This is a genomic window from Azohydromonas caseinilytica, from assembly GCF_012927045.1.
Lineage (GTDB): Bacteria > Pseudomonadota > Gammaproteobacteria > Burkholderiales > Burkholderiaceae_C > Azohydromonas > Azohydromonas caseinilytica.
In genome coordinates this window covers 1-20,477 of sequence record NZ_JABBFW010000018.1, presented here as the reverse complement: position 1 = coordinate 20,477, position 20,477 = coordinate 1, and the positions used below count along the sequence as shown (strand labels likewise).

The 20,477-nt window shown below is 62.7% G+C and carries 20 protein-coding genes, 1 tRNA gene and 3 pseudogenes; 11 read left to right on the top strand and 13 right to left on the bottom strand.

Translation table 11 applies throughout. The annotated features are described in order from the left end of the window. Positions 1-13 precede the first annotated feature (13 nt). The 7 genes from mltG to HHL10_RS20705 all read left to right on the top strand — a co-directional run bounded on the left by mltG (position 14) and on the right by HHL10_RS20705 (position 5,752). Positions 14-1,024, top strand: a complete 1,011-nt coding sequence (gene mltG / locus HHL10_RS20735; RefSeq protein ID WP_169162306.1) for an endolytic transglycosylase MltG — start codon at positions 14-16, stop codon at positions 1,022-1,024. 18 nt (positions 1,025-1,042) lie between these two features. Then, positions 1,043-1,654: a dTMP kinase gene (tmk, locus tag HHL10_RS20730; protein ID WP_169162305.1), complete on the top strand. Its 612-nt coding sequence runs from the start codon at positions 1,043-1,045 to the stop codon at positions 1,652-1,654. After that, complete coding sequence (locus HHL10_RS20725; protein WP_310734641.1) at positions 1,651-2,670, top strand: DNA polymerase III delta subunit-related protein; 1,020 nt, start codon at positions 1,651-1,653, stop codon at positions 2,668-2,670. Before tmk ends, HHL10_RS20725 begins: the two co-directional genes overlap by 4 nt. Further along, the gene (locus tag HHL10_RS20720) at positions 2,670-3,041 is read left to right on the top strand and encodes a PilZ domain-containing protein (protein ID WP_169162304.1); all 372 of its coding nucleotides are present in this window, start codon (positions 2,670-2,672) and stop codon (positions 3,039-3,041) included. The genes HHL10_RS20725 and HHL10_RS20720 overlap by 1 nt, the downstream gene beginning before the upstream one ends. A 54-nt stretch (positions 3,042-3,095) precedes the next feature. Then, positions 3,096-3,887, top strand: coding sequence for a TatD family hydrolase (locus HHL10_RS20715; protein ID WP_169162303.1), 792 nt, complete (start codon positions 3,096-3,098; stop codon positions 3,885-3,887). Between the two features lie 53 nt (positions 3,888-3,940). Then, complete coding sequence (locus HHL10_RS20710) at positions 3,941-4,558, top strand: ankyrin repeat domain-containing protein (RefSeq protein ID WP_235971685.1); 618 nt, start codon at positions 3,941-3,943, stop codon at positions 4,556-4,558. 180 nt (positions 4,559-4,738) lie between these two features. After that, positions 4,739-5,752 (top strand): DUF72 domain-containing protein, encoded by a 1,014-nt coding sequence (locus HHL10_RS20705; protein ID WP_169162301.1) that lies wholly within the window; start codon positions 4,739-4,741, stop codon positions 5,750-5,752. 76 nt (positions 5,753-5,828) lie between these two features. Here HHL10_RS20705 and HHL10_RS20700 read toward each other — a convergent pair. The 6 genes from HHL10_RS20700 to cysS form a co-directional block, all read right to left on the bottom strand. Next, positions 5,829-5,921: transfer RNA gene (locus HHL10_RS20700), tRNA-Ser, on the bottom strand. Between the two features lie 67 nt (positions 5,922-5,988). Next, complete coding sequence (locus HHL10_RS20695) at positions 5,989-7,263, bottom strand: aspartate kinase (RefSeq protein WP_169162300.1); 1,275 nt, start codon at positions 7,261-7,263, stop codon at positions 5,989-5,991. 60 nt (positions 7,264-7,323) lie between these two features. Further along, positions 7,324-8,655, bottom strand: coding sequence for a tRNA lysidine(34) synthetase TilS (tilS, locus tag HHL10_RS20690; protein ID WP_169162299.1), 1,332 nt, complete (start codon positions 8,653-8,655; stop codon positions 7,324-7,326). Next, positions 8,624-9,595, bottom strand: a complete 972-nt coding sequence (locus HHL10_RS20685) for an acetyl-CoA carboxylase carboxyltransferase subunit alpha (protein ID WP_169162298.1) — start codon at positions 9,593-9,595, stop codon at positions 8,624-8,626. The genes tilS and HHL10_RS20685 overlap by 32 nt, the downstream gene beginning before the upstream one ends. Before the next feature lie 26 nt (positions 9,596-9,621). After that, positions 9,622-10,272, bottom strand: coding sequence for a DNA-3-methyladenine glycosylase family protein (locus tag HHL10_RS20680; RefSeq protein WP_169162297.1), 651 nt, complete (start codon positions 10,270-10,272; stop codon positions 9,622-9,624). After that, entirely contained in the window at positions 10,273-11,652 is a 1,380-nt protein-coding gene (gene cysS, locus HHL10_RS20675) for a cysteine--tRNA ligase (RefSeq protein ID WP_169162296.1), read from the bottom strand. Positions 11,653-11,779: 127 nt separating this feature from the next. On the opposite strand from cysS, the gene HHL10_RS20670 reads away from it, so the two are divergent. Genes HHL10_RS20670 through HHL10_RS20655 form a run of 4 tightly spaced genes read left to right on the top strand, consistent with a single transcriptional unit; the run spans position 11,780 to position 14,430 of the window. Further along, a complete protein-coding gene (locus tag HHL10_RS20670; protein ID WP_169162295.1) occupies positions 11,780-12,349 on the top strand; it encodes a peptidylprolyl isomerase in 570 nt (189 codons plus the stop codon). A 2-nt stretch (positions 12,350-12,351) separates the two neighbouring features. Further along, a complete protein-coding gene (locus HHL10_RS20665) occupies positions 12,352-12,852 on the top strand; it encodes a peptidylprolyl isomerase (protein WP_169162294.1) in 501 nt (166 codons plus the stop codon). Between the two features lie 5 nt (positions 12,853-12,857). Then, positions 12,858-13,643: a UDP-2,3-diacylglucosamine diphosphatase gene (locus tag HHL10_RS20660; protein ID WP_310734644.1), complete on the top strand. Its 786-nt coding sequence runs from the start codon at positions 12,858-12,860 to the stop codon at positions 13,641-13,643. A 1-nt stretch (position 13,644) separates the two neighbouring features. Continuing rightward, entirely contained in the window at positions 13,645-14,430 is a 786-nt protein-coding gene (locus HHL10_RS20655) for a M90 family metallopeptidase (protein WP_169162293.1), read from the top strand. A 374-nt stretch (positions 14,431-14,804) separates the two neighbouring features. Here HHL10_RS20655 and clpA read toward each other — a convergent pair whose 3' ends face one another. From clpA to HHL10_RS20625, 7 genes and pseudogenes are all read right to left on the bottom strand, one after another. Next, entirely contained in the window at positions 14,805-17,111 is a 2,307-nt protein-coding gene (clpA, locus tag HHL10_RS20650; RefSeq protein ID WP_169162292.1) for an ATP-dependent Clp protease ATP-binding subunit ClpA, read from the bottom strand. Continuing rightward, entirely contained in the window at positions 17,108-17,458 is a 351-nt protein-coding gene (gene clpS, locus HHL10_RS20645) for an ATP-dependent Clp protease adapter ClpS (protein ID WP_169162291.1), read from the bottom strand. The genes clpA and clpS overlap by 4 nt, the downstream gene beginning before the upstream one ends. Positions 17,459-17,914: 456 nt before the next feature. Next, positions 17,915-18,367 (bottom strand): winged helix-turn-helix domain-containing protein, encoded by a 453-nt coding sequence (locus tag HHL10_RS20640; protein ID WP_259373276.1) that lies wholly within the window; start codon positions 18,365-18,367, stop codon positions 17,915-17,917. Positions 18,368-18,481: 114 nt separating this feature from the next. Beyond that, positions 18,482-18,853, bottom strand: a pseudogene (locus HHL10_RS20635) (integrase core domain-containing protein); the annotation flags it as partial. A 91-nt stretch (positions 18,854-18,944) separates the two neighbouring features. Further along, the gene (locus HHL10_RS31060) at positions 18,945-19,334 is read right to left on the bottom strand and encodes an ATP-binding protein (protein ID WP_259373274.1); all 390 of its coding nucleotides are present in this window, start codon (positions 19,332-19,334) and stop codon (positions 18,945-18,947) included. 115 nt (positions 19,335-19,449) lie between these two features. Next, positions 19,450-19,743: pseudogene (locus HHL10_RS31055) on the bottom strand (ATP-binding protein); the annotation flags it as partial. A gap of 52 nt (positions 19,744-19,795) precedes the next feature. After that, positions 19,796-20,197: pseudogene (locus HHL10_RS20625) on the bottom strand (IS21 family transposase); the annotation flags it as partial. Positions 20,198-20,477 lie beyond the last annotated feature (280 nt).

Genomic DNA, 20,477 nt, shown 5'->3' with positions numbered 1-20,477 from the left:
TGTTGGTGTGGTGATGAGGCGGATCTTGCTGGCGCTCGCGCTGCTGTTGGCCACGAGTGTGCTGGCCGCCGCGGGCGCTGCCTGGTGGTGGCTGCAGCGGCCGCTGCCCCTGGCGGCGGACTCGGTGGAGCTGTCCATCGAAGCCGGCACGGCGCCTCGCGGCGTGGCCCAGGCCTGGGTGCAGGCCGGCGTGCAGACCTCGCCGGATTTCCTGTACCAGTGGTTTCGCTGGTCCGGCCAAGCCCGCCAGATCCGCGCCGGCAGCTACGAGATCCACCGCGGCGTGACGCCGCGTCAGCTGCTGGACAAGATGGTGCGCGGCGACGAGGTGCTGGAGAGCGTGCGCTTCATCGAAGGTTGGACGTTCAAGCAGTTGCGCGCCGAGCTCGCGCGCTCGCCGGCCCTGAAGCCCGTCACCGTCACACTCAGCGACACGGAGCTGATGGCCGCGCTGGGCGCGCCGGGTGTGGCGCCGGAAGGGCGCTTCTTCCCGGACACCTATGCCTACAGCCGCGGCGTGAGCGATCTCACGGTGCTCAAGCGCGCGCATGCGGCGATGCAACGCCGGCTGGAGCAGGTCTGGGCCGAGCGCCCGGCCGACACGCCGCTGCGCAGCATGGACGAGCTGCTCGTGCTGGCCTCCATCGTCGAGAAGGAAACCGGCCAGGCGACGGACCGGCCCAAGGTGGCGGCGGTGTTTCTCAACCGGCTGCGCGTGGGCATGCCGCTGCAGACCGACCCCACCGTGATCTACGGCCTGGGCGAGCGCTTCGACGGCAACCTGCGCAAGCGCGACCTGCAGGCCGACACCCCCTACAACACCTACATCCGCCAGGGCCTGCCGCCCACGCCCATTGCCCTGCCGGGCATGGACTCGCTGCGCGCCAGCGTCAAGCCAGCGCCGACGCAGGCGCTGTATTTCGTCTCTCGGGGCGACGGCAGCAGCGTCTTCAGCGACAACCTCGCCGACCACAACCGGGCGGTCAACCAGTACCAGCGCGCGCCCCGCGGCAACGCGCCCTGACTTCAACTTCCTCCATTCGTGAACCACGGCTTCATCACCTTCGAAGGCATAGACGGCGCGGGCAAGAGCTCGCACATCGAGGCGCTGGCCCAGTGGCTGCGCGTGCGCGGGCGCGAGGTGCTGCTCACGCGCGAGCCCGGTGGCACAGCCCTGGCCGAGCGGCTGCGCGAGCTGCTGCTGCACGAGCCCATGGACGCGCTCACCGAAAGCCTGCTGGTGTTCGCCGCGCGGCGCGACCACCTGCGCCAGCGCATCGAGCCGGCCCTGGCGCGTGGCGCCACCGTGCTGTGCGACCGCTTCACGGATGCCACTTTCGCCTACCAGGGCGGCGGCCGCGGCTTCGACCTGGCCGTGCTGGGCCAGCTGGAAGGCTGGGTGCAGCAGGGCCGTCAGCCGGACCTGACGCTGTGGTTCGATCTGCCTCCCACCGTGGCCGCGCGGCGCCGGGCGGCGGCGCGGGCGGCGGACCGCTTCGAGAGCGAGGACGAGATCTTCTTCACCCGCGTGCGCGAGGGCTATGCGGCACGCGCCACGGCGGCACCGGAGCGTTTCATCCGCATCGACGCTGAGCAGCCGCGTGAGGCGGTGTGGGCGCAGATCGAGCGGGAGCTGCAGGAGCGCGGCTGGTGAGCGCGCCGCTGCCCTGGCTGAATGGGCCGCTGCAGCAGGCGCTGCGGCAGCGCTCGCACGCGTTGCTGATCCACGGCCCGGCCGGTGTCGGGCAGTACGAGTTCGGTTTCGAGCTGGCGCGGGCGCTGCTGTGCGAGGCGACGGGCGAGGGCGTCCAGCGACCCTGCGGGCGCTGCACGGCCTGCCACCTGATGGACACGCATGGCCATCCGGATTTCAGGCTGCTGTTGCCCGAGGCGCTGCGCGAGCCCCTGGGCTGGCCCGACGAGGAGGGGCGCAAGAAGGACGCCAAGCCCAGCAAGTGGATTCGCATCGAGGAGGTGCGCCAGGCCATCGACTGGACGCACCAGAGCCTGTCGCGCGGCGTGGCCAAGGTGCTGCTGATCCATCCGGCCACGGCCATGCAGGAGGCCAGCGCCAACGCGCTGCTCAAGACGCTGGAGGAGCCCGCGCCGCAGGTGCGGCTGCTGCTGACCACCACCGACCCGGAGCTGTTGCTGCCCACCATCCGCAGCCGTTGCCAGCGCCTGGCCTTGCCGTTGCCGACGCGCGAGGCGGCACTGGCCTGGCTGCAGGAGCGGGGCATCGCGCAGCCGGCGGTGCTGCTCGATGCCGCGGGCGGCCGCCCGCTGGAAGCCCAGGCGCTGGCCAGTGAGGGCATCGATGCCGACAGCTGGAGCGCGCTGCCGCAGCGCCTGCGCCAGGGCGATGCCGGCGCGGTGGCGCAGTGGCCGCTGCCGCGGCTGCTGGAGACGCTGCTCAAGCTCTGTCACGACCTGATGGCGGTGGCCGCCGGCGGTGCGCCACGCTATTTCCCGGCCGAGGCGCTGCCGCCGGGTGCCGCACTGCCGGCGCTGGCGGCGTGGTCGCGGGAGCTGACGCAGCTGTCGCGCCACGACGAGCATCCCTGGAACGCGCCGCTGCTGGCCGAATCGCTGGTGGCCCAGGCCGCGGCACTGTGGCCGGGCAAGCCCGCGTCGGCCGGGCGTGGGCGTCTCACTACACTGGGGCGCTGATGAACGACAGCCTGCCCATCGAACCGATCCCGGCGCAGCCGACGCTGGTGCCACTCGCGCTAACCGACAGGGCGGCGCTGTACGCGGCCTACATCCCGCTGTTTGCCGAAGGCGGGCTGTTCATTGCCACGGCGCGAGAGCATCGGCTGGGCGACCTGTACGAGGTCGTTTTGACCTTGCCGGGCGAAACCGAGCGTCGGACGGTGGCCGGCAAGGTGGCCTGGATCACGCCGGTCAACGCCACGGGCGGCCGTGCGCAGGGCGTGGGCGTGGTCTTTGCCGGCGATGCGGAGTCGCGTGCGCTCAAGGCCCGCATCGAAGAGATCCTGGGCGCCGAGCTGGCCTCGGTACGGCCGACCCAGGTGTTCTGAGTTCTAAATCTTTCGTTTCGCGCGTGGTCGCGGGACCTGTTGGACTGATTTCCGATGTACGTCGATTCCCATTGCCATTTGAGCTTTCCCGAACTGCAGGCGCGCCTGGACGAGATCCGCGCCGCGATGGCTGCCGCGGATGTGGACCGCGCGTTGTGCATCTGCACCACGCTGGAAGAGTTCGAGAGCGTGCATGCGTTGGCGATGGCGCATGACAACTTCTGGGCCAGCGTGGGCGTGCATCCCGACAACGAGGATGTGCTGGAGCCCTCGGTGGGCTACTTGTGCGAGCTGGCGGCGCGGCCGCGCGTGGTCGGCATCGGGGAGACGGGGCTGGACTACTACCGCCTCAACGGCCGCAGCCTCGAAGACATGGAGTGGCAGCGCGAGCGCTTTCGCGTGCACATCCGTGCCGCCCGTGCCACGGGCAAGCCGCTGATCATCCATACCCGAAGCTCCAGCGACGACACGCTGGCGATCCTGCGCGAGGAGGGCGGTGAGCAGGCGGGCGGCGTCTTTCACTGCTTCACCGAGACCGAGGCCGTGGCGCGTGCCGCGCTGGACCTGGGCTTCCACATTTCCTTCTCCGGCATCCTCACGTTCCGCAATGCGCAGGACCTGCGCGAGGTTGCCAGGTTCGTGCCGATGGACCGGATGCTGATCGAAACCGACAGCCCGTACCTGGCTCCGGTGCCGTACCGCGGCAAGGTCAACCAGCCGGCCTACGTGCCGCATGTCGCGGCCCAGCTGGCCGAGCTCAAGGGCTGCAGCGCCGAGGACATCGGCCGTGCCACCAGCGCCAATTTCGAAAGGCTGTTCAAGGTGCCGTCACTGGGGGCCGCATGAGCAGTGGCCTTGGAGGGGAACAGCGGCGAGGCGCTGTCAGGCGCTCGGTGCTGATGGGGGGCCTGGCTGCATTGCTGGGCGTGGGCCCTGCCTGGGCCGGCAGTTACGAGGATTTCTTCAAGGCCGTCGAGCGCGACGATGGGCGCAGCGTGGCGGCACTGTTGCGGCGCGGTTTTGATCCCAACTCGCGCAACGAGCGTGGCGAGCCGGCGCTGAGCTTCGCGTTCAAGGAAGATGCGCTGGCCGCCGCAGAGGCGCTGTGGGCGCATTCGCAACTGGATCTGGAAGCGTCCAATGCCGCCGGCGAGACGCCATTGATGATCGCGGCGCTGCGTGGCCATGTGGCGTGGATGCAGCGCCTGATCCAGCGCGGTGCACGCGTCCATCGCGAGGGCTGGGCGCCCATCCATTACGCGGCGTCGTGCCCGGAGCTTGGGCCGGTGGTGGAGATGCTCAAGGCGGGGGCGCCGGTGAACGCGGTCAGTCCCAATGGCAGCACGCCGCTGATGATGGCGGCCGGCTATGGGGCTATCGATGCCGCCAGGCTGCTTGTGCAGCGCGGCGCTGATGCCAAGGCACGCAATCAGCGCGGATTGAGCGCAGCTGACTTTGCACGAGGCGTGAGCCGCGATGCGCTGGCGGACGAACTGGAGGCGGCGGCACGCCGTTAGATGCCGGCCCGATGCGGCCATGGGATTAGGGAGGACGCCATGCCACAATTGTATACTGACGCTGCAATGCGTATTATGTGAAATTGCAATGGTGGTTCCATGTTTGTGTGTCGAGGCTGACGGCATCCAGGCTTGCCGCCTGCCAGGGCTGCGTAGTTCTTTGCGCGTTGTCTCTGCCCGATGACGAACTCCTCTTTCCTTCAGTCAACGCTGTTCAATGAGCCGCCGCTGGAAGTCGCCACCGTTCAGCCCGCGCCAATCGATGTTGAGCTGCAGGAACTGGCACACCGGCTGAACGAGCGTTGGGACGGACGGCTGCATCTGGGAACGTCGTCCTGGAATTTCAGCGGCTGGGCCGGCCTGGTTTGGGCACAGGCTTATCCAGAGGCACGCTTGTCGCGTGAAGGCCTGCAGGCCTATGCCGCGCATCCGCTGTTGCGCACCGTGAGTCTGGACCGGGCCTTCTACCGCCCATTGGAGGCCGCCGCCTATGCCACCCTGGCAGCCCAGGTACCGGCGGGATTCCGATTCGTCGTCAAGGCGGCGGCGCTGGTCAGCGACGCCGTTCGGCGCGATGCGGGCGGACGTGCCGAGCGCAGCAACCCGTCGTTCCTGGATGCCCAGATGGCACTGGAGCAATGCCTGCGGCCGGCCGTTCAAGGCCTGGGTGAAAAGCTCGGCGTGCTCGTGTTCCAGCTGTCACCGTTGCCGCCGGCTTGGCTGCACGACCCGGTGCGGCTGGAGGCGCAACTGGATCGCCTTTGGCAGGCCTTGCTGCCCGAGGTTCCATCAGGCAGCCGGCTCGCTCTGGAGCTGCGCGACCCGGAACTGTTGCAGCCCTGGCTTGCGGCGCATTTGAAAGCCCATGGCGTGCGCTATTGCCTGGGTCTGCATGACCGCATGCCGGGTCTCGACCAGCAGCTGCCTTTGCTGCGCGCAACTTGGCCAGGAGATCTGGTGTGCCGCTGGAACCTGCAGCGAGGCCAGAGTTACGCCAGTGCCAAGGATCGCTGGGCACCCTTCGACAAGTTGTGTGCGCCGGACCTCTCTACCCGTCAAGGCTTGGCGCGCGTGATTGGGGGCACCTTGTCGGCCGGCCGCAGCGTCTACGTCACCATCAACAACAAGGCTGAGGGCTGCGCGCCCTGCTCTGTCCTGGAATTGGCACGCGCACTCGCCGGGATGTCGGCCTGAGCCGCAGCTCATCGATCGTCGAGCCCAAAAGCAAAAAGACCGAAGGTTCTTGCGAATCTTCGGTCTCATGCGGTCTTGGCGGAGTCGGAGGGATTCGAACCCTCGATGCAGGTTTTGCCCGCATACTCCCTTAGCAGGGGAGCACCTTCGGCCTCTCGGTCACGACTCCAGCGAAGCTTAGATTCTAACAGGGTTTTTGCGATCTGTGCAGCTACCCTGCTGTTTTTTCATTTTTATCAGGATGCGGCCGGTTCCTGGTCGAGGTCGAAGACCTTGTGCAGTGCGCGCACGGCCAGTTCCATGTACTTCTCGTCGATCACGACGCTGGTCTTGATCTCGCTGGTCGTGATCATCTGAATATTGATGCCCTCGTCACTCAGGGCACGGAACATCTTGCTGGCGACGCCGGCGTGGCTACGCATGCCGATGCCCACGATGCTGACCTTGCAAATCTTGGTATCGCCCAGCACCTGCGCGGCACCCGTGGCCGGGGCGACCTGGCTCTGCAGCAACTCCATGGTGCGCTGGTAGTCGTTGCGATGCACCGTGAACGAAAAGTCGGTCTTCCCGTCGTGCGACACGTTCTGGATGATCACGTCGACGTCGATGTTGGCCTCGGCTACGGCGCCCAGAATCTGGTAAGCGATACCGGGCTTGTCGGGCACACCCATGACAGTGATCTTGGCCTCGTCGCGGTTGAACGCGATGCCGGAGACAACGGCTTGTTCCATCTTTTCGTCTTCCTCGAAGGTGATCAGGGTGCCGGAGCGGGCTTCCTCTTCGATATCAATGTCCCAGGGCGTAAAGCTGGAGAGCACGCGCAGCGGCACACGGTACTTGCCCGCAAACTCCACCGAGCGGATCTGCAGCACCTTGGAGCCCAGACTCGCCATCTCCAGCATCTCTTCGAAGCTGATGGTCGAGAGCCGGCGCGCTTCGGGCACGATGCGCGGGTCGGTGGTGTAGACACCGTCGACGTCCGTGTAGATCAGGCACTCGTCGGCCCTCATCGCCGCCGCCACCGCGACCGCCGAGGTGTCGGAACCGCCACGGCCCAGCGTCGTGATGTGGCCTTCGGCGTCGATGCCCTGGAAACCGGTGATGATCACCACACGGCCTGCGGCCAGATCGGCACGTACGCGAGCATCATCGATGCTTTGAATGCGCGCCTTGGTGTAGGCCGAATCCGTCTGCACCGGCACCTGCCAGCCTGTGTAGCTGATAGCCTCCGCGCCCTCGGCCTGCAGCGCGATGGCCAGCAGGCCCACCGACACCTGCTCGCCGGTGGCGGCGATCATGTCGAGTTCGCGCATCAGCGCCGGAGAGCTCTGTTTGGGCGAGAGCTCCTTAGCCAGCCCCAGCAGCCGATTGGTTTCGCCGCTCATCGCGGAGGGAACGACCACCATCTGGTGGCCCGCACGTGCCCACTTGGCCACGCGCTTGGCGACGTTGCGGATGCGCTCGGTTGAGCCCATCGACGTGCCGCCGTACTTGTGAACTATCAATGCCATGGTGTGTGAAACAGGCCCGGTGTTTGCCGCGAGGCGCCAGTGGCCCGCGAACCCGCGATTCTAGCCCGCTGTATCGGACACCCATTCGAGTGCGAATTGCGGCGTGCCCGGCGGTGCCCACAGCCGGGCATCGATGCCGAGTCCAGGCACGAACAACAACGCATCGCCGTGCCATAGCAGCGGCCCGCCTCGTTGCCAACTCGGGACGCCTTCTGCCTGGTATTGCTTCTTTAGGCTACGCGGGATGCTGTGAGGGCTGCGCTGAAACTGTTCGCCGCCGCTGCGCTCGCGCAGGCAGCAGTCTTGGAGCCGGGACAAGGCCACGCCTGCTTCGGCAACAGGTTTCACTCGCAACGAACCGCCCCAGCCCGACAAGTGATAGCAGCCAGCCTCGGCTACCGAGATGGCCTGCTGCCGGCTGGCATTGAGCAAAATTGACGCTGAACATGCTGGCTCGCAGCGCAGCAGACCGCGGTAGCGTCGCAGTACATGCCCGCCGACGGTCCACTGCGCCGGGGAGTCCCCGGGAAGCTCCTGCACAAGGCGCTGCAGCAACGACTCACTGGGTCCTCGGCCGCAACGCTGACCCAGCCAGTGGCGTAGCACGTTTACCCGGCGGGCTACCGGAAACATCTCCAGGGCGGGCAAGCGCAGTGCGCTGCCCTCCTCCACCTTTGCCAGATCGAGTTCCGCCAGCGCTTGCAGGCACTCGCGGGCCTGTTGGGCCTGCCGGGCTGCGGCGCAGAGCGCTTGCTCGGTGTGCGCAAATGCCGCCGTCAGCGCGGGCATGACGTGGTGGCGTAGCCGGTTGCGCGCAAAACTCAAATCGTCGTTGCTCGGGTCCTGGACGAACGACAGGCCATGTGAATGCACATAGACCTCCACAGCCTCCGAGGGCTGTTGCAACCAGGGTCGTGCCCACAGCACACCATCGCGCACGATCTGCTTCGGCATAGCCGCCAGCCCGGCCATGCCGCTGCCGCGCAGAGCCTGCAACATGAAGGTCTCGGCCTGGTCTCGCCGGTGATGGGCCAGCAGAACGAGACTGGCCTCTTCCTCACAAGCCATACGCGCCAGCGCGGCATAGCGCCCGCGCCGTGCCCAGGCTTCGATGCTTTCGCCCCGCTTGGGAGAGCCATCGAGCCGGCACCAGCGCAGTGTTACAGGAAGGCCCTGCCCGCTCCAGTCGGCACACTGGCGCCGCAGGTGCTCCACCCAGGCATCGGCTTCGGGCAGCAGGCCATGGTGTACATGCAGGGCGAGCACACGCAACCCGAGCGCCTGAGCAGCACGGGCGGTGGCATACAGCAGCGCAGTGGAGTCGCGCCCTCCGCTGGCGGCTACGGCGACGCAGAGGGAATCAGCGCTCGGTGGTGTCGCTGAAGCGGCCATACGACTGCAGCCGCTCGTAGCGGCGTTGCAGCAGCTCACGCGGCTTGAGGTCCACCACCTGGCGCAGCGCGTCATTGAGCGCGCGTTTGAGCGTCGCGGCCATGTGACGAGAGTCACGGTGCGCGCCACCCACAGGCTCGCTGACAATCTTGTCGATCAGGCCTAATGCCTTGAGTCGGTGGGCCGTGATGCCTAACGCTTCCGCGGCATCAGCGGCGCGCTCCGCCGTTTTCCAGAGAATGGACGCACAGCCCTCGGGTGAAATCACGGAATAGACGGAAAACTGCAGCATCAGCACCTGGTCGGCCACGCTGATGGCCAGTGCACCGCCGGAGCCGCCCTCACCGATGATCGTGGTGATGATGGGCACTTCTAATTGCGCCATTTCATAGATGTTGCGGCCAATGGCTTCGGATTGCCCGCGTTCTTCGGCGCCGATACCCGGGTAAGCGCCCGGCGTATCCACAAACGTGAACACAGGTAGTCCGAACTTTTCCGCCAGCTTCATCAGCCGCAGCGCCTTGCGATAGCCTTCGGGACGGCTCATGCCGAAGTTACGTGCCGCGCGTTCCTTGGTATCGCGGCCTTTCTGGTGGCCCAGCACCATGCAGGCCTGCCCATTGAAGCGAGCCAGACCGCCAACGATGGACTGGTCGTCGGCATAGTGGCGATCGCCGTGCAGTTCCTGGAAATCGGTAAAGATCTCTTGGATGTAGTCCAGCGTATAAGGCCGCTGCGGATGACGGGCAATCTGCGTCACCTGCCACGGTGTCAGATTGGCGTAGATGTCCTTGGTGAGCTGCAGGCTCTTCTTCTGCAACCGCTCGATTTCCTCGGAGATGTCCACGGCAGACTCGGTCTGCACATAGCGCAGTTCCTCAATCTTGCCTTCCAACTCGGCGACGGACTGTTCGAATTCGAGGAAATGTTTTTTGCTCATGAAGAAAAGCTCCTTGCCGCGACGGCTCAGTATTCGACGGGCACCGGATCGAGGCTGCGCCAGAGGTACCAAGTCGCCACGGAACGGTACGGCGCCCAGGCATCCCCCACCTCGCGGGCTTCCGCCCTTGATACCGGCTCGCCGCTGAAATAGTTGAGGCTGATACCCCGCAACAAACCCACGTCGTCCAGCGGCAGGACGTTGGGGCGCATCAGATGAAAGATCAGGAACATCTCCGCCGTCCAGCGACCGATGCCACGCACGGCGACAAGTTCCTCAATGATGGCCTCGTCATCCATCTGCTGCCACTGGCGCACGTGTACCGTACCGTCACTGAAGTGCGTCGCCAGGTCGCGCAGATACTCCACTTTGCGCGCTGACAAACCCGCCTCCCGCATGGCCGGCAGCTCCAAACCCAGCACTGCTGCCGGCTGCAGCCTCGTGGCACGGCCGCCGGCAAGGGTGATGAAGCGCTCCCACACCGACTGCGCTGCACGCACCGAAATTTGTTGTCCGACGATGGAGCGTGCCAGCGTCGTGAAAGCGTCACCCCGACATTGCAGCCGGGCCTCGCCAAACTGCGGGATGAGTTTGCGCATCACTCGGTCACGCTTGGCGAGGTGCTTGCACGCCTCGTCCCAATAAGCAGGCGTGACCACTGTGGCCGGACGCACCATTCAGGCCTTCACCCAAGTTGTGCCCTGTGCTGAGTCCTGCAGCACGATGCCTTGCTCGGTCAACTCGCGCCGGATAGCGTCGGCGGTGGCAAAGTCGCGAGCCTTCTTGGCTTCGGCACGCCGTTCGATCAACTGTTGAACCTTGGCTTCATCCAAGACGCCACCGCCTTGAAGGAAGGCTCGCGGAGACTGCTGCAGCAGACCCAATGTGGCACCGAGAGCCTTGAGTAGAGTGGCGGCTTCCACGGAGCGGTTGCGGTTCACCTCAGTCGCCAGTTCAAACAGCACCGCCACGGCACCGGGCGTGTTGAAATCGTCGTCCATCGCAGCCCGGAAAACCGCAGCTTGGGGCTGCGTCCAGTCAATGGTTGCGAGTACAGGCACGCCCTCCACGCTGGAAAGCGCCGTATAGAGACGGCGCAGCGCGTGGCGTGCGTCTTCAAGATTAGCGTCGCTGAAATTGAACGGACTGCGGTAGTGCGTGCGCAACATGAAGAAGCGCACTGTCTCGCCATCGAAACTCTTGAGGACGTCGCGGATTGTGAAGAAGTTGCCGAGTGACTTCGACATCTTCTCGTTATCCACGTTGAGAAAGCCGTTGTGCATCCACACATTGACAAACGTCCTGCCGCTGGCACCTTCGCTTTGCGCGATCTCGTTCTCGTGGTGAGGAAACTGCAGATCCATGCCGCCGCCATGGATGTCGAAATGCTCGCCCAGCAGAGCGCAACTCATGGCTGAGCACTCGATGTGCCAGCCCGGGCGCCCTGGGCCAAAGTCGCTGGCGTACTTGGCATCGTCCGGCTCCTCCGGCTTGGCTGCCTTCCACAGCACGAAGTCCAGCGGGTCCTCCTTACCTTCAAGCACCGCCACGCGCTCTCCGGCACGCAGCTCATCGAGTGACTTGCCAGAAAGCTTGCCGTAGCCAGGAAACTTGCGCACCGCAAAATTCACATCGCCGCCTGTGGCCCGGTAGGCCAAGCCCTTGTCTTCTAGGCGGTGAATCATCTGCAGCATCTGTGGCACGTACTCAGTGGCGCGAGGTTCGTGCGTTGGCGGCTCGATTCCGATGGCAGCAATGTCCTTGTGCATAGCTGCGATCATCTCGTCGGTGAGTTGTCGGATCGGAATGCCACGCTCCAGCGCACGACGAATGATCTTGTCGTCGATGTCGGTGATGTTGCGCACATAGGTGACTTCGAAGCCACTGGCCCGCAACCAGCGGCTGACGATGTCGAAGGCCATCATCATGCGCGCGTGCCCAACATGGCACAGGTCGTAGATCGTCATGCCGCACACGTACATGCGCACGTGCTTCGGCTCAATGGGGGAGAAAGACTCAACCTGACGGCTGAGCGTGTTGTAGATGCGAAGACTCATCGACGGGAGGGCGACAGCAGGCGCCAAAGAATGCCCCTGGCGCGACCCGCCCGGCAGGCGCCGGCCGGGAAACGGGCGCCGGGGGCTTCAGTAGAATCGGATCAGTATAGCCAAGGACGCCTCGCCCATGCCTCGACTCGCTGCTCTCGCCACTCTTAGCGTAGCCTTTGCTCTGTGCACTTCTGCTTCATCAGCACTGGCTCAAAAAGTGAAGCTGCAAACTTCGGAAGGCGACATCGTCATCGAGCTGGCATCGGACAAGGCGCCTAAGACGGTAGACAACTTTGTGCAGTACGTGCGCGCAGGTCAGTACGACGGCACGGTCTTTCACCGGGTGATTGAGGACTTCATGATTCAGGGTGGCGGCATGACGCCGGACCTCAAGGAAAAGCCTACCCGCGCTCCCATTCCGCTGGAGAGCCGCAACGGTTTGTCCAATGTGCGTGGTAGTGTGTCCATGGCGCGTACCATGGTGCCGGACTCGGCCACAGCCCAATTTTTTATCAACGTCAAAGACAACCCTTTCCTTGATCAGCCCAATGCTCGGGACGGTAACGGCTATGCCGTATTCGGCAAGGTGGTGTTGGGAATGGATGTCGTGGACAAAATCCGGAAAGTGCCCACTGGAAACAAAGGACCGCATCAGAACGTACCGCTGCAGCCAGTGTTGATCAACAAAGTCACTCTAGAGAAGTAACCATGACCAAGACCATTGAAATGACCACCAGCGCGGGCGTAATCCGCATTGAGCTCGACGACGCCAAAGCGCCCACTACTGTTGAAAACTTCCTGAATTACGTGCGTGCGGGTCACTATGACGGTACTGTTTTTCATCGTGTCATCCAAGGCTTCATGATTCAAGGCGGCGGCTTCGAGCCCGGCATGAAACAAAAGGCTACCGGGACGCCTATCAATAATGAGAGTGCCAACGGCTTGCGCAATGAAAAGTACACCGTCGCCATGGCCCGTACCATGGCACCGCACTCGGCCACGGCCCAATTCTTTATTAACACCAAAAACAATGGCTTTCTGGATAAGGATCGCTCGCAGGACGGTTGGGGCTATGCCGTGTTTGGCAAGGTGGTCGCTGGTACCGAAGTCGTAGATGCAATCGAGCGTGTAGCCACCGGCAACCGCGGTGGTCATGGCGACGTTCCGCTGCAGGACGTGATCATCGAGCGTGTAGTCGAGATTGCTTGACCTTGGTGTTCCGTGACAGGACCGGTATACCGGCGCCTGAGCGTCTTATTGCTCTGGCGCATTGGGACTGCATCGACTTCATCAGCGACTTGCATCTAGACGCAGCGCGTCCCCGGGTTTTCCACGCTTGGGCCAACTATTTGTTCAATACCCCTGCCCATGCCGTCTTCATCTTGGGGGACTTGTTTGAAGCCTGGATAGGAAACGATACAGCGCAGCAGGAGGGCTTTGAAGCCCAGGGTATCCGTGTCCTGCGCGAAGCGGCCCAACGCTGCTGGATTGGGTTTATGCCCGGCAACAGGGACTTTCTTCTCGGCATGGATCTGCTGCAGTCCTGCGGCATCCAACTGTTGAGCGATCCGACGGTACTTCAAGCTTATGGACAGCAACTCTTATTGACCCACGGTGATTTGCTATGCGTTGACGATGCCAACTACCAACGTTTCCGTAGCCAAGTACGTGATCCTATTTGGCAGACAGCTTTTTTAGCGCGCCCTCTTCTGGAGCGGCGCGCGCTCGCAAAAGCGATGCGGGATGCCAGCCGCGAGCATCAAAACAATCCAGCTGCCTGGGCTGACATAGATGTACACATGGCCCAATCATGGCTCAACGCTGCTGGTTGCAAAGTGCTCGTGCATGGTCACACCCATCGCCCAGGCAGTGAGTCATGGCCTTCTGCACTTGAGCGTCATGTCTTGTCTGACTGGGAGCTGGACGGCCCGGGGCCAAATCGAGCTCAGGTATTGCGTCTTACCGGCGAAGGCTTTTTGAGACTGGACCTAGGCTTCTAACATGCTGGCTTGGTTGCGCCAAGCTTTGCAACAGAGACGCGAAAATCGCGCTCTGCAGCGGAGGCCAATTCCCGAAGCCCTGTGGCAACTGACACTGCGACGCTTTCCTTTTCTGCGCTATCGCAGCGAGGCAGATCTGCAAGCCCTGCGGCGGATGTGCAGCGTCTTTCTCGACAGCAAGGAGTTCCATGGTGCCGGAGGCTTTGAGCTACGGAATGACGTCGTCGTTGCCGTAGCGGCGCAGGCTTGCCTTCTTGTATTGAAGCTGGGGCTTTCTTGCTATGACCGCTTTGTTGGCATCGTGCTCCATGCTGACGCGGTGATCGCGCCACGCGAGCAGTTGGACGACGTCGGCGTCTTGCATCGCTATGACGAGGTCCTGGCCGGCGAAACCATGAGTGGCGGTCCCGTGATGTTGAGCTGGAACGATGTCTATAGTGCCGGGGCGTTGGAAAATGGACCGGCGTACAACGTCGTAATCCATGAGTTTGCTCATGTACTGGATATGCGCGACGGTATGGCCGATGGCTTGCCGTTATTGCCAGACCCGCAGTCCCAGCACCGCTGGCGGAAGGTGCTCGAGTCTGAATTTAAGCGTCTGTGTCGGTGGGTGGATCAAGGCATGAGTACCGCCATAGACCCTTATGGTTGTGAAGGCCTGGAAGAATTTTTCGCCGTAGCCAGCGAAGCATTCTTCGTCACGCCATTGGCGTTGAAAGGTCAACAGCCAGCAATGTACCGGTTGCTAGCTTCGTACTATTTGCAAGATCCAGCGGAAAATATTTAATGGGCCTATGAGGGTATTGAACAAATAAATCATTTGCCGGACACCTCATCGCAGGCCTTGCTGTGGGGTGACAGGCATAGATGCAATAGGGCAATGATCAGCCAGGGGCGAAGCACAAGTGGTCCGCGGGACGGCCGCCAGTGTTGAAGCACGCAGCCCATGGACTGGACGTCGAAGTGTGTACGCCACCCGGGCTGAGTCCTCTGTGGTACCCAAGGGCCTTCGTCGTCCTACCCATAGGCTGTATCGTCGAGCGCACCCACGCCTGGAACGAGCACTGGCGGCGTTTGGTGTGCATCACGACCGGCGTATGAACATCAGCCGCACATGAGGTTTGATTTATTCAACCCTCTCTAAGAGGGCTTACGTAAATGTTAAGACGTCGTGGCTGGCTCCGCACGCGGCCGGTCGCTCTTACGCGGCTCAATTTGCAGTTGCACTTCTTCCTTGTCGTCAAGGTCTACTGTCAAACGGCCACCGTCAACCAGACGCCCAAACAACAACTCGTCTGCTAGTGCACGGCGGATAGTGTCTTGGATTAGGCGCTGCATCGGGCGGGCCCCCATGAGCGGATCGAAACCCTTCTTCGCCAAGTGCTTGCGCAGCGCATCAGTGAAAGTTACCTCAACCTTCTTTTCAGCCAACTGACTTTCCAGTTGCAGCAGGAATTTGTCCACCACGCGCAGGATGATCTCCTCGTCCAGCGCTCGGAAGCTGACGGTGGCATCAAGCCGATTGCGAAATTCAGGTGTAAATAAGCGCTTGATGTCGGCCATCTCGTCGCCGCTCTCACGCCGCGTCGTGAAGCCAATAGTGGCCTTGTTCATGGTTTCTGCCCCCGCGTTGGTCGTCATGATAATGATGACGTTGCGGAAATCAGCCTTGCGCCCATTGTTGTCGGTTAGGGTGCCATGGTCCATGACCTGAAGCAGGACATTGAAGACGTCCGGATGTGCCTTTTCGATCTCGTCAAGCAACAGCACTGCGTGCGGTTTCTTAGTGATGGCCTCGGTCAGTAAGCCACCTTGATCAAAACCAACATAGCCTGGAGGAGCACCAATAAGTCGGCTTACCGCATGGCGCTCCATGTACTCCGACATGTCGAAGCGAATGAGTTCTATGCCCAAGATGAATGCCAACTGCTTGGCGACCTCAGTCTTACCCACGCCAGTCGGTCCACTGAACAGAAACGAGCCGATCGGCTTATCAGGTTTGCCTAGACCAGATCGTGCCATCTTGATAGCAGCCGCCAAGGCGTCAATGGCAGGATCCTGCCCGAACACCACGCTCTTAAGATCGCGATCCAGTGTCTTGAGTTTATTGCGGTCATCACTCGACACTGAGGCAGGTGGAATACGGGCGATTTTGGAGACAATTTCCTCCACCTCGGTGCGGGTAATAGTCTTCTTCTGTTTGCTCTTTGGCAGGATGCGTTGCGCCGCGCCAGCCTCGTCAATCACGTCAATTGCCTTGTCAGGCAGGTGTCGGTCATTTATATACTTGGCTGAAAGCTCAGCTGCTGCCTGAAGTGCACCAAGGGCGTACTTCACGCTATGGTGCTCTTCAAAACGAGACTTTAAGCCCTTCAAAATCTCTACCGTCTGTTCTACAGAAGGTTCAACAACGTCTACTTTCTGAAAACGACGCGACAGGGCTGCGTCTTTCTCAAAGATGCCACGATATTCGCTGAAGGTTGTAGCTCCAATGCACTTCATGGCGCCTGAGCTTAAGGCTGGCTTAAGCAAATTGCTGGCATCCAGTGTGCCGCCCGAGGCAGCACCCGCACCAATCAGCGTATGGATTTCGTCGATAAACAAGATTGCGTGGGGCTGGTCCTTCAGCTGTTTAAGCACGCCTTTAAGGCGTTGCTCAAAATCACCGCGATACTTGGTTCCCGCCAACAGCGCACCCATATCGAGTGCGTACACTGTAGAACCAGTCAACACTTCTGGTACTTCACCTTGGGTGATCCGCCATGCCAAACCTTCAGCAATCGCAGTCTTGCCTACACCAGCTTCGCCTACCAACAATGGATTATTCTTACGGCGGCGGCACAGCACCTGGATGACTCGCTCAACTTCGCTCTCGCGGCCGATGAGCGGATCGATTTTGCCTGCATTGGCAAGAGCATTGAGGTTTTGAGTAAATTGATCCAACGGGGATCCTTTGCCTTCACCCGCTTCTTCCTTCTCGCCTTCGTTGTTACTGCTGTTGTCGTTGGACTTCGTAGGCTCTGGCGGATCTGATTTCTTAATGCCATGAGCAATAAAATTCACCACGTCCAGCCTGGTAACACCTTGCTGGTGCAAATAATAGACCGCGTGCGAGTCCTTTTCCCCAAAAATCGCCACAAGCACGTTAGCGCCTGTAACTTCTTTCTTTCCGCTGCCTGTGCTCTGCACATGCATGATGGCGCGTTGGATAACGCGTTGGAAACCTAGCGTGGGCTGCGTATCCACCTCATCAGTACCACCCACCGTAGGCGTATTCTCCTTGATAAAAGCGGAAAGGCTTTTACGCAGATCATCAATGTTCGCTGCGCATGCTCGTAGTACCTCTGCTGCAGACGGATTGTCGAGCAGGGCCATGAGCAAATGCTCGACGGTAATGAATTCATGCCGCTGCTGGCGTGCCTCAACGAACGCCATGTGCAGGCTGACTTCCAGTTCTTGCGCAATCATGCGGCCTCCATAATGCACTGCAGCGGATGACCGGAGCGGCGAGCCGCTGCCAGTACGAGTTCGACTTTGGTAGCCGCAACGTCTTTGGTGTAGACACCGCAGACGCCCCGACCTTCGTGATGAATCTTCAACATGATGTGGGTTGCTGTCTCCAGGTCACGCTTGAAGTATTCCTGCAACACCATCACCACGAACTCCATTGGCGTGTAGTCGTCATTAAGTAGTACAACTTGATACATGCGCGGTGGCCGGGTGCGAACGGTCTTGCGCTCCACAACAACAGCACCTTCGTCGCGCCCAGGCACGACAGGAGCTCGCGAAGGGGGCTTAGGGGGATCCGAGGGCATGAACTCATTCTATCGACTTGGTGTGTGCTGGCATCTGCTGCGGATATTGCTCCAAGCCGTTCAATCGCAAGGCCCCACTACTGATCGGCGTGTTGATAGCTAACCAAGCCAGCATGTGCAATGCAGGCCCGGATGATGCGCGGCTTCTGCCGAAGTCGCTGGCAAGCGACGCGCAGCTTTCTAGCTTTCAGCGAGGCTGGCGCAGCAGGCATTACGCAACTCGACATGCTTCAGGTGCCGCCAGATTTCCTTTTGGGAATCGATCTCGGGCGCGTAACCGGAGAAGCGTTCGAGGTACACCCCCTCACCCACAGCGCCGATGACAGACAGATGATCAGGCGTCAGGCGTCAGGCGTCAGGCGTCAGGCGTCAGGCGTCAGGCGCCGGTGCAACCTCGGCGTGTGGGCAACAGGCGCGTACGTCTGCACGACGGCCGGCAGCAAGTAGAGGCCGCTCTCATCGACGAACACCACCTTGCGGCCCTCCTGTAGCGCCTGATTCTTTAATGGCCGGCCAGTGCTCTTGATACCACTGCGCGATGGCCTCTTCATCACGCTGCGTTGCGCGCAACCCAGGCTTTTGAGGACTCCACTTCCACCCCTGCAGCAGCTTGCTGACATGCCCTGGGTGGTAGTGCACGCCGAGCTTTCGCTCGATGAGTGCCACAATGCGTTTGCGTGTCCCCAACTCACCGCTGAACCTGTGCGCCGGGGTTTCTTCGTCGAGCCAGGTCAGGATCTGAGCCCGTTGCTCAGCTAAGAGCTTGCACGCCGCCCCAGGAGCGCTGCGCTTGTTCAACGCTACTATCCCGCCGCTTTCACGCCCGCGGCGCATCCACTGCGAAACCGCACCCGGCGTGACACCTAGCGCTTCGCCAATCTCTGCCTGTGTCCAGCCTGCCTCGTGCAGTTCCTAGGCATGCAGTCGCCGACCCTCGCGCCAGTCGACAGCACGGCTCGAAAGCAACTGTCCCATGTTGGCCCTCTTGGAGAGACTGACGGGGTTGAGCAATCTACGCGCCGATCAGCAGTTGTGAACCGTCAAGACGTTGTTTCCTGCTGCGGAAAGTCGGCTCATAGGCGCAATGCCACCGCTGCCGGCGTGCGGACGATGCCAGTTGTAGTGGTGCTGCCAGCTTGCCAGGGCTTGTGTACGGGTGATGGAGCTTTGGTAAGTCCAGCCATAGGCCTACTCGCGCAGTGCCGACTGGATTTCGGCCCTGCCATTGGTCTGCGGCCGATAGACCCAGGTGAACTTGTGTCAGATGCCCAGCGCGCGGCACGCCGTAGCGAAGGCGTGCGAGCGGAACGCCGAACCGTTGCCCGTGAGCACCCGCCGCACCGTGATGCCCAGGGCGGCGTAGTAGGCCACTGCGTCGTGCAGGAACTGCTCGGCGTTGGGCGTGTCACTTTCCGGCATATAGGAGCCGGCCTTTTTCGGCATATAGGAGCCACGTCGAAGGGCTCTCAGGACACCGGTGACGGCCTCAAGCTTGGGCGGCCTTGGAGCCGCTGGCAAGCCGGTTGTGGATGACGGTAGGGAGTTGCCGCGGCATGCGGTAGCTCGCGCCGTCAAGCACCAGGCAGTAGGCGTTGTGGCGCATGCGGTCCAGCGTGGCGCTGGCCAGCAGCTTGTTGGCCGGGAAGGCCTGGTCCCATTCGTGGAAGTCGAGGTTGCTGGTGACGATGGTGGCCACGCTCTCGTAGCGCTCGGCCATGAGCTCGTGCAGGTCCTCGTCGGCCGGCGGGCGCAGTGGTTTCAGACCGAATTCGTCCAAGATCAACAGTGGCACGCACGCCAGGTTGGCCAGCCGGCGCTCGTAGCCGCCGGTGGCGCGGGCGGCGTTGAGCGAGGCGGTGAGCTGGCTGCAGGTCATGAAGGCCACGTCCACGCCCTGGCGCACCGCACAGTGGCCCAGGGCCTAGGCCAAGCGACTTGCCGCCGCCCGGTGGTCCCATCAGGATCAGGTTGGCGCCGTGGCGCAGCCAACCGTCGCCGGCGCACAGCGCCGCGACCTGGGCCTTGGAGATCATCGGTACCGCCTCGAAGTCGAAGTTCTCCAGCGTCTTGCCCGGCAGCAGCTTGGCCTCGCCCAGGTGGCGCCCGATGCGACGCCTGTCGCGCTCGGCGAGCTCGTGCTCCGCCAACGCCGTGAGCAGCCGAACGGCGGGCCAGCCCTCCTTGTCGGAGCGCTCGGCGAAGGCAGGCCAGATCTGCTTGAGTGCGGGCAGCCGCAGCTCGTTGAGCAGCAACGTCAGCCGCGTGGGGTCGAAGTCGCCGCTCATGCTTGCACCTCTTGGTGGCGCTGGACTAGGGCCTCGTAGTCCGTCAGCGAGGTTAGCTGCACGCAGACCTCCGGCAAAGCTGCACGCAGACCTCCGGCAAGCTCGCCGGGTCCGGCGCGAAGCGCGCCCTCAGCTCGTTGAGGTCAGGCAGCCGGTGCTCCGCCAGGTACCGCTGCAGCAGCTGGCCCAGGTGCGCTTCGCAGGTGCGCTCATGCGCCAGGCTCAGCAGCTCGCCCATCGTCTTGCACGCCGCGCGCGGCGGCAGCTGCTCGCACAGCCTCTCGAACGTCAGCCGGTAGGCCTCGCGCGGGAAGAGCTGGTCGCGGTAGACCAGGTTGAGCAGCGCCATGGGCTTGCGGCGCAGGGCATGGATGACGTGGCGGTAGTCCACGACATGGCCGTGGCGGCCGCTGCCGCCAGAGCGACCCCTGGCTAGCGTCATCAACGCCGTGCCGCTGTCAGCGAGCGGCATATACCGACCACTTCAGAGGCGGCGTAATCCGGCCACTCTGCGGGTGGTGGCGCTGAGCGGCGGAGTCGGCATAAACCGGCCAGTCCAGAGGCGGCATAAACCGGCCACGGCGCAGTCGGCGTAATCCGGCCAGCTGAGCGTCGGCATATACCGGCCACCGCGGCCGGCGCCGCGGGCGTCTCGAACCTGACCCCTTGGCTACCTTCCGAGCTTTTGCTCCAGGAGGTACGCCCGGTGGGACGCAGGAGGATCGAGATGTTCC

Bases quoted from the DNA above. Each gene is read 5' to 3' on its own strand.
- HHL10_RS20715 (WP_169162303.1), top strand. From the start codon at position 3,096: ATGTACGTCGATTCCCATTGCCATTTGAGCTTTCCCGAACTGCAGGCG.
- HHL10_RS20710 (WP_235971685.1), top strand. From the start codon at position 3,941: ATGGGGGGCCTGGCTGCATTGCTGGGCGTGGGCCCTGCCTGGGCCGGC.
- HHL10_RS20680 (WP_169162297.1), bottom strand. From the start codon at position 10,272: ATGGTGCGTCCGGCCACAGTGGTCACGCCTGCTTATTGGGACGAGGCG.
- HHL10_RS20705 (WP_169162301.1), top strand. From the start codon at position 4,739: ATGACGAACTCCTCTTTCCTTCAGTCAACGCTGTTCAATGAGCCGCCG.
- cysS (WP_169162296.1), bottom strand. From the start codon at position 11,652: ATGAGTCTTCGCATCTACAACACGCTCAGCCGTCAGGTTGAGTCTTTC.
- HHL10_RS31060 (WP_259373274.1), bottom strand. From the start codon at position 19,334: ATGACCTGCAGCCAGCTCACCGCCTCGCTCAACGCCGCCCGCGCCACC.
- clpA (WP_169162292.1), bottom strand. From the start codon at position 17,111: ATGATTGCGCAAGAACTGGAAGTCAGCCTGCACATGGCGTTCGTTGAG.
- HHL10_RS20655 (WP_169162293.1), top strand. From the start codon at position 13,645: ATGCTGGCTTGGTTGCGCCAAGCTTTGCAACAGAGACGCGAAAATCGC.
- HHL10_RS20670 (WP_169162295.1), top strand. From the start codon at position 11,780: ATGCCTCGACTCGCTGCTCTCGCCACTCTTAGCGTAGCCTTTGCTCTG.
- HHL10_RS20695 (WP_169162300.1), bottom strand. From the start codon at position 7,263: ATGGCATTGATAGTTCACAAGTACGGCGGCACGTCGATGGGCTCAACC.
- clpS (WP_169162291.1), bottom strand. From the start codon at position 17,458: ATGCCCTCGGATCCCCCTAAGCCCCCTTCGCGAGCTCCTGTCGTGCCT.
- tilS (WP_169162299.1), bottom strand. From the start codon at position 8,655: ATGGCCGCTTCAGCGACACCACCGAGCGCTGATTCCCTCTGCGTCGCC.
- HHL10_RS20665 (WP_169162294.1), top strand. From the start codon at position 12,352: ATGACCAAGACCATTGAAATGACCACCAGCGCGGGCGTAATCCGCATT.
- HHL10_RS20685 (WP_169162298.1), bottom strand. From the start codon at position 9,595: ATGAGCAAAAAACATTTCCTCGAATTCGAACAGTCCGTCGCCGAGTTG.
- HHL10_RS20720 (WP_169162304.1), top strand. From the start codon at position 2,670: ATGAACGACAGCCTGCCCATCGAACCGATCCCGGCGCAGCCGACGCTG.
- mltG (WP_169162306.1), top strand. From the start codon at position 14: ATGAGGCGGATCTTGCTGGCGCTCGCGCTGCTGTTGGCCACGAGTGTG.